This window comes from Frankia sp. CcMO1, assembly GCF_977945845.1.
Genome location: NZ_CDWTMG010000041.1, coordinates 1 through 7704 on the forward strand (window position 1 = coordinate 1; position 7704 = coordinate 7704).

General features: G+C 67.2%; 8 protein-coding genes. 3 read left to right on the top strand and 5 right to left on the bottom strand.

Annotation, left to right across the window (positions count from 1 at the left end; genetic code table 11):
* Positions 1-747 (top strand): CapA family protein (locus tag AC08OU_RS08030; RefSeq protein WP_476604588.1); only part of this gene is annotated, 747 nt, incomplete at its 5' end.
* A 58-nt stretch (positions 748-805) separates the two neighbouring features.
* Here the strand turns inward: AC08OU_RS08030 and AC08OU_RS08035 are convergent.
* A complete protein-coding gene (locus tag AC08OU_RS08035) occupies positions 806-1315 on the bottom strand; it encodes a Fur family transcriptional regulator (protein WP_476600562.1) in 510 nt (169 codons plus the stop codon).
* A 464-nt stretch (positions 1316-1779) separates the two neighbouring features.
* Between AC08OU_RS08035 and AC08OU_RS08040 the strand changes: the two genes are divergently transcribed.
* Positions 1780-2400 carry a hypothetical protein gene (locus AC08OU_RS08040; protein WP_476600560.1) on the top strand — a complete coding sequence of 207 codons (621 nt, stop codon included), beginning with the start codon at positions 1780-1782 and terminating at the stop codon, positions 2398-2400.
* Here AC08OU_RS08040 and AC08OU_RS08045 read toward each other — a convergent pair.
* Both AC08OU_RS08045 and AC08OU_RS08050 read right to left on the bottom strand, forming a co-directional pair.
* On the bottom strand, positions 2342-3982 hold the full coding sequence (locus tag AC08OU_RS08045; protein ID WP_476600558.1) for a hypothetical protein: 1641 nt from the start codon (positions 3980-3982) through the stop codon (positions 2342-2344). The genes AC08OU_RS08040 and AC08OU_RS08045 overlap by 59 nt on opposite strands.
* Positions 3983-4043: 61 nt before the next feature.
* Entirely contained in the window at positions 4044-5291 is a 1248-nt protein-coding gene (locus AC08OU_RS08050; protein WP_476600556.1) for a pyridoxal phosphate-dependent aminotransferase, read from the bottom strand.
* Between the two features lie 597 nt (positions 5292-5888).
* Between AC08OU_RS08050 and AC08OU_RS08055 the strand changes: the two genes are divergently transcribed.
* Positions 5889-6224 (top strand): type II toxin-antitoxin system VapB family antitoxin, encoded by a 336-nt coding sequence (locus AC08OU_RS08055; RefSeq protein ID WP_462186460.1) that lies wholly within the window; start codon positions 5889-5891, stop codon positions 6222-6224.
* Here AC08OU_RS08055 and AC08OU_RS08060 read toward each other — a convergent pair.
* Positions 6203-6559, bottom strand: coding sequence for a hypothetical protein (locus tag AC08OU_RS08060; RefSeq protein ID WP_462186441.1), 357 nt, complete (start codon positions 6557-6559; stop codon positions 6203-6205). The two genes, AC08OU_RS08055 and AC08OU_RS08060, sit on opposite strands and share 22 nt — an antisense overlap.
* Before the next feature lie 121 nt (positions 6560-6680).
* Complete coding sequence (locus AC08OU_RS08065; RefSeq protein ID WP_476604590.1) at positions 6681-7469, bottom strand: HNH endonuclease; 789 nt, start codon at positions 7467-7469, stop codon at positions 6681-6683.
* Positions 7470-7704 lie beyond the last annotated feature (235 nt).

Below are 7704 nucleotides of genomic sequence, written 5' to 3' on the forward strand. Positions count from 1 at the left end.
TATGTGTTCCGGGCTTCGCCCACCGCGTTCACCGCGGTACGGGCGGCCGGCATCGACGTCGTCACGATGGCCAACAACCATGGCATGGACTACGGCATCGAAGGCCTGCAGGATTCGCTGCGTTACGCCCGGGATGCGCACTTTCCGCTCGTCGGCATCGGCGTGGACGACACCGCCGCGTACGCCCCGTACATGACGACGGTCAAGGGGCAGCGTATCGCCGTCCTCGGGGCCACCCAGGTGCTCGACGACGAGTTGATCGCGGCCTGGACGGCGGGTCCGAACAAACCCGGCCTGGCATCGGCAAAGGAGGTCGATCGGCTGGTGCGAGCCGCGCGGGCCGAGGCGGACACGGTCATCGTCTTCCTGCACTGGGGGACTGAACAGCAGCAGTGCCCCAACGAGGCACAGCGCGCCCTGCTCCCCCGGCTGGCGGCCGCGGGCGCGGACGTCGTCATCGGGAGCCACGCCCACGTTCTGCTGGGCGCCAGATGGGCCTCCGACGGAGTGTACGTCGGCTACGGGTTGGGGAACTTTGTGTTCTATTCCTCCGGCGCCGGCCGGAACACCGAGTCCGGGGTGCTGGAACTGACCGTCGCTGGCCGGGCGGTCATGGCCGCTGCCTGGCTACCCGCCCGGATCGTGGGGGGCACCCCCCAGCCGGTGACCGGTGCCGCGGGAGCCCGGGCCCTGGCGAACTGGAACGCCCTGCGCGCCTGCACCGGCCTCTCGGCGACGGCACCCTGACCGACGGCTGCGCGCACTGTGCCCCGCGGTGCGTCCCCTGCTCCGCCGGGAACCTCGCTCAGGTGGCCGGTCGGGCCGCGCAGGTGGCACAGGTGCCGTAGATCTCCACAGTGTGCACGACGTCGACGAATCCCTCGGCGTTGGCAACCTTGGCGGTCCACGCCTCGATCTCCGGTCCCGCGATCTCCACCGTCCGGCCGCAGGAGCGGCAGACGAGGTGATGGTGATGGTCGTCAGAGGCACAGCGCCGGTAGACGGTCTCACCGTCGTCCCGGCGGATCATGTCGACCTCGCCGCGGTCGGCCAGCACCTGCAGATGGCGGTACACCGTCGTGAGCCCGACCGCGGCGCCCTGCGCCCGTAGCCGGGCGTGCAGATTCTGGGCGCTGGTGAAGGCGTCGGTCTCGGCAAGCGCGGCGGAGACGGCGTCGCCCTGCCGGGTGGCACGCACGGCCGTCCCCCGGCTCGGCGCCGGACGGCGCTCTGCCGTCTCATCCCGCTGGTTGCGAGGGTCGCGGGCCGGCCGGCCCGTGCCGGCCGACCTGGTGTCGTTCCCCGCGGTGCTCACGTCGCTCCCTTCGCTGCCGTTCAGTCTGTCTGGTCGGTTCAGTCTGTTGCCGGTGTCGCCCTTACCGTCCGTGCCTCTCATCCCGACTGTGCCGTCCGTCCCGCCCGGAGCGTGCACCAGCCGTGGGGTCGGCTCGGACCCGTGAGCTTCTTGGGGTGTACGGGCCACGTTCTCACTTTCTCATCTCCTCGCCGCGCTGGGCGTGCCTGGCGACGGGAATGGGCACGCGTCCGTTGAACATTATTGACAATGGTTTTCATCCCGGATGTGCTGGGCGGAGGTGTGAATGCGCTTGCGACCTGATCGCAGGAAAGTCCTGAGGTAACTCGCTGCCACCCGTTGCCATTCCCGAGCTCGTGGCGGCGATCCGCTGACGGCCGCACGCTGACGGCCGCACCCACCGGTGATCTGCGACGCTCCGAGGCATAACCTTCGCCCAGAGTAGATCCAGGGCGGAGGGATGCATGGCGGGGCGTAGCGGCCGACCTGGGTGGTTGCGGGAACCGGATCCGCTCCAGAACCCCATCGGTAGTCGGCTCGCCATTCTCGGCGCGATCGTGCTGGTGATTGGCGGGGGAGCGGCGACCCTGACAGGCGGTGCGGACTCGGCGTCCGGGCTGCCCGCGTCGACCACCGGCGGCTCTGCATCCACCGCGAACGGCTCTGCATCCACTGCGAATGACTCTGCCGAGCTGGCCTCCTGCTACCACGGCAGCGAGGGTCTGCGGACCCGGGTCGCCACGGACGTCGCGGCGGCCCGAGCGTATCTGGCCGCCCAGGACGGCGCTTCCCTGCGGCCCGTCTGCGTCTCCCTCGGCACCGACACGCAGGCGGCGCTGACCGCGCCGGTGCCGCCGACCGCGGCCGCGCAGGCGCGGTTCGATGCCGGCGGCAGGGACTATGCCGCCGCTGCGGCGTCCTGCGGGCAGCTCTTCGACGGCACCCGGATCCAGGTCGGCGTGCTGCAGCAGCGCATCGCGTCGTCGTTGGCGGACGGTGACCGGGAATGGGGGGCGCTGGCCGCTCTCATCGGACAGCCGATGGCGACTGCGAGTCCCCCCGCGGCGTCGGGGCGCAGCGGGTGAGGCCGTGCAGGGTGCCGGTGAGCGGAAAGGTCCGGATCTCTTGCTCACACCATCCGGCCTGCCGCAGGGACGCGAGTTCGGCGGCCGTGCCCCGGAGGTCGTAGGCGAGGATGAACAGCAGGATCCGGTCCGGCGGTTGCGGGCGGCTGCGGATCGCGCCGTCCGCGCCGTCCTTCCCGATCACGCTCAGGAAGGTTGTCGCCGATCGGGGTACCCGGGGCCCGATCGGCGGTCCCCCGGGCGATGCGTCGTCGCTGAGGTCCATGGCGTAGAGCCAGCCCGCTCGCGCCAGTCGGCCGCCGACGATGACGAGATCGCCCGCCCGATACTCGGCGCGGGCGGCGATCGTCGCGTCGACCATGGCCTCGATCGGACGGGGATCGTGGCGTTCGTCCCACAGCGTGATGGTCCCGCCGACCGCGCAGACCGGCATCACCGCCAGCGCGATCAGGCCGACGGCCGCGGGAAGCCGCGCCGGCCCGACCGGCCTGGCTGCCTGGGCCGTGCGGGCCAGGCGGGCCGTGCGGGCCAGGTCTGCAACGCCGACCGCGACGATGATGGTGAGCAACGGAACCAGAAACAGACTGGTCCGACAGGCCCCGAAGGGCCAGTAGCGTCCGGCGCTGGCCGCGAGCTGGAGCAGTTCGGCGCCGATCAAGGCGACGATAAGGATCATCCCGTCGGGGCGTCGGCGCAGTACCCGGACTCCGAGCGCCAGCGCAACCGCCGTGGCCGTCCCGACGAGCAGCGTCGGGAGGCGATGCCCCTCGAGGAGGGAGTGCACCAGATTGGGGTCATAACGGTCGATCCCGGGCGGAGCGCCACCGAGAATCGCGCCGGTCTGTTCGAGCGTGAACCGCAGGCCGCCAAGGATCCCTCGATCGGCGAGGAAGTGATCGTCCCAGAAATGGCTCGCCCGTTGACTGGACTGGTGCGCCACAAAGATCATCATGTGGGCGCCGGCCAGGAGGAGGGCGGGGCCCACCCGTCCGGCGGTGCGTACCACGGTGCGTCGGGGCACCGCGCGGACCAGGTCGTAGCCAGCGAGGGGAACCAGCAGAAACACCGCGGGCAGCGACAGCAGCGCCAGCGCCCCGGCCGCGGTCCGGCGTGGGAGCGTGGCCTGTCCTATCCACAGCGCGATCACCGCGAGGGTGACCACCGCATCGAGGACGTAGGGCTTGAGCTGTGTGCCGGTGTCGACGACGGTGCCGGCGAGGGCGGCCGTCACCGCGGCGGCCACGGCCGGCACCCGGCCGGTGAACCGCCGCGCGAGCAGGAAGCCGCCCGCAGCGAGCAGCGGTAGCCAGATTCCCGCTCCGACGAGCCGGAGCGACCAACTGTGCCAGCCGAGGATGGTCCCGGTCAGTCGGGTCAGCGCCAGTGAGCCGACCGAGGACGGGGTGTTGGCCGCCGTCAGTTCCGACCAGAACGTCGGCCACGGTTCCCCCGCGAAGTGCGGGCGCCACAGCTCGTCGTACCAGAGCGGACGATCGATCCGGGCTCGCAGCGCGATCTGCGCCCCGATCGTGGCGGCGACCAGCAGACCCACGAGCAGGACGTCGCCACGCCGTTTTTCCACAGATTGTCCACAGGGCGTTGGTGTCCTGTGGACAACCTCCCCGATGGTGTCGATTGCTCCGTCAGTTCTGTCGCTGGGAGGGGTGCTGTCGCTGGGAGGGGTGTTTGTAGGAGGCCAGGAAGCGATCGATCCGGCCGATGGCGTCCGTGAGATCGTCCACCGCGGGCAGGGTCACGATCCGGACATGGTCGGGATGCGGCCAGTTGAAGCCGCTGCCCTGGACGAGCAGGATCTTCTCGGCCAACAGCAGATCGAGGACGAACCGCTCGTCGTCCCGGATCGGGTAGACGGCGGGGTCCAGTCGGGGGAAGGCGTACAGCGCCCCCCGCGGCGGGACGCACGACACCCCGGGGATGTCGTTGAGGAGCTTCACGACCGTGTCTCGTTGTTCGCGCAGCCGGCCGCCGGGCAGGACGAGGTCCCCGGCGCCGCCGTCCTCCGTGAGGGCGGCGACCGTGGCGAACTGCCCGGGCGCGTTGGCGCACAGGCGCATGTTCGCGAGGATGTTCACTCCCTCGATGTAGCTCGAGGCGTGGCCGCGCGGACCGGACATCACCATCCACCCGGCCCGGAACCCGGCTAGCCGATAGGACTTCGACAGCCCGTTGAAGGTCATGCAGACCAGGTCCGGCGCGAGCACCGCGGTCGCGATGTGCTCGGCGTCGTCGTAGAGGATCCGGTCGTAGATCTCATCGGACAGCAGCATCAGGTGGTGGCGGCGGGCGACCTCGACGATGTTCTCCAGCACCTGCCGGTCGTAGACGGCACCAGTCGGGTTATTTGGGTTGATGACGACGATCGCTCGTGTCCGCGGGGTGACCTTGGCGGCGATGTCGTCGGGGTCGGGCGCCCAGCCGGCGGACTCGTCGCAGAGGTAGTGCATGGGCCGGCCGCCGCACAGGCTGACCACGGCCGTCCACAGTGGATAGTCGGGCGCGGGGAGCAGCACCTCGTCGCCGTTGTTGAGCAACGCCTGCAACGACATCATGATCAGTTCGGAGACGCCGTTGCCGAGGTAGACCCCGCCGGGGTCGAGGCCGGTGACCCCCTTACGGAGGTGATAGCGCACGACCGCTTCCCGGGCGGCGAGCAGTCCCTTGGAGTCGCTGTAACCCTGTGCATCCGCAAGGTTTGCCACGACGGCCTCGAGTACCTCCGGCGGTGCGGAGAAGCCGAACGGCGCGGGATTGCCGATGTTCAGCTTGAGGATGCGCGAACCCGCAGCTTCCAGCCGGGTCGCTTCATCGAGGACAGGCCCGCGGACGTCGTAGCAGACGTCGGCGAGCTTGTCGGACTGGGTGAACTCCATCTACCCAGAGTAGGTGGGCTGTCCAGCGGATTTTCTGCCGGCCGGCGGCGTGCCGGCGAGTTCACCCCGAGGGAGTGGCTCCGAGGCTCAGCCACCTTCGTAGATGATCGTTACTCAACGGTTGCGTGCTCATCCGGCCGGATCGGCTGATCCGTGCCCGGTCGCCGAGAGCCGTGCCGCTCCTTGGCACGAAGGTCGACTGATTATGGACGTCGTCCTGTGTTTCGGGTCCAGTCCACTCACCTGCACTCCGGCAATCTTGTCACCGGTCGCATCAGGTGGGATCAGGTGAATACGTACTGATCAGATCCGGTTCGGCAAGCGCATACGTGGTGAGGTCGATGCGTCGACCGGCGTCTGGAGGCAGGCAGAGCACGACGTCGTCCATGGAACCTCCTCGATATAAGGTTAGGCTTACCTAAACATGCCTTGCTGCGAGATCAAGAGAAGGGGTGCCAGCTGCGGGCATCTGACCTGCAGCCGTGGTCCGGGTGTCCACGCGGCTCGATGCTGCGGGGCCACCGGGGTCTTATAGGGGGGCGAGGATTCTAGGCTGTCGTGGTCGGAGAATGTCTCGCCCTCGAGGAGGAGGTGCCGGTGATCTTCAGATTGGTCGGAGACGGTCGCCCGTACCCCGAGCACGGCCTTGGCCAGCGGGACTGGGCGGCCATTCCCCCTCGCCAGGTTCGGCTCGACCAGCTCGTTACCACCAAGCGGGTGCTCGCACTCGATGTTCTTCTCGATGAGGACTCGACCTTCTACGGTGACCTCTTCCCTCACGTCGTCGAGTGGGGCGGAGCTCTCTACCTGGAGGATGGCCTGCATCGTGCTGTACGGGCCGCGCTGCAGCAGCGCACGTCCATACACGCCCGCGTCTACGTTCTGACCGGCCCGGCCCTGACCGGTCCGGCTCAGTCGTCGGCGGCGCGGTAGATGACGAAGACGTCCTTGCCAACCCTGGCGAAGAGGTAGCGTGGACAGTCTGATGTCGGACGGTACGCCATGATCGGGCGGAACACCGGCGACCGCCTGACTTCCTTGAGGCTGCCACCTGCCATCTGGCGTGCACGGCTTCCTGTGATGTCCAGCTCGTCTGAACGCTTGTACCATCCGCCGCAGTAGCGGATCTCGTCCGGTCGTGATGTCCACGCGGGGGTGTGGAAGAACCACATCAGATACACCGTCCGCATCAGCAGCACAAGCAGCAGGATGATGAACAGGGCTCGGATGAAGTTCCCAGCTCGTCCGGGCGCGAGGATGGGGCTCACAAGGTTAGGAGCCTACGGGCATCCCGTTCGTAGCTGAGCATCGGCTCTCGTGTCCCCCCACATCGGGTCGCGGTACGCCGAGGCAGACAGTTGGATCATTTCCATACCCCCTAGGGGTAAATCAGGCTACTTGTCTTGTCGGGACGGTCTCAGCTGGCGCGGTTGAGGGACTATCGCCGAGGAGCTCCAACAGATCCAGACCCGGATGCAGCCGCGGTGCCTGCTGCGTCAGCGTTCCGTCACGATGGCGGGCGACAATCGAACCGTCGCGTCCGCGCTGCAGAACAATCCGCCTTTCATGAATAGTCCGATGATGAAAGGAACAGATCAGAACGAGATTGTCAAGATCTGTGTTTCCGCCTTTGGATGCCCATTCCTTCATGTGATGTATCTGGAGCCAGCGGGTATGATGGCAACCCGGATACTGGCATACTCCTCGGTCGCGCGCATAAATTGCTAGCCGCAATCTCGTGGTCGGGTTTCGGCGGGTGCGACCCAGCGTGAGAGGGTTTCCCTTGGAGTCTATAATAAGTGTCCGAAGGAGGCTGTCGCAAGACAGTCTTCGAACGACGTTCGGTAGAACAGGGATGTGGTCCTTCACGTCACACCTTCGGGTATTCAGCCCATGCCCTTCTTCATGTTGCTGGAGGGGGGATCCCTTGTTTTCTTGGCTTGAACCGATGAGTGTATCAATATCTATGTGGACATTTATCGCGTGAGATGTCGAGCTCATCAGCGTGGGAGCGCCAGTAGAGAGGAAAGATTCGGACATGGGCGTCAAGGCATCGGCTTTCATCTCAGGACCTGCGTGTGTTATCGAGGTATTATTGATCAAGCCCTCGGCATTGGATGTCATGGAAGAATCTTCCCGGTCGGCGTCTCGGGAGTCGTGCAGGCTTGACATGGCCATGACGAGAGCGATCTCAATGATCGCACCACGGGTTGGATCGAGGCGGACGGACAGTGAAAATGTTCCATCTTCGTTCCACCGCCAGTCGGGTAGCCGGCGGGAATCGCACCCGCCGGCTCCCACGGATCCGTACGTGAACCTCTCGGTTCATACGGCTCTTACCGCCCGGCGAACGAGCCTCCGCAGTCGGTGACCCATGCCCAGTGGGCGAAAAGTCCGGGTTCGTTGGTGACGG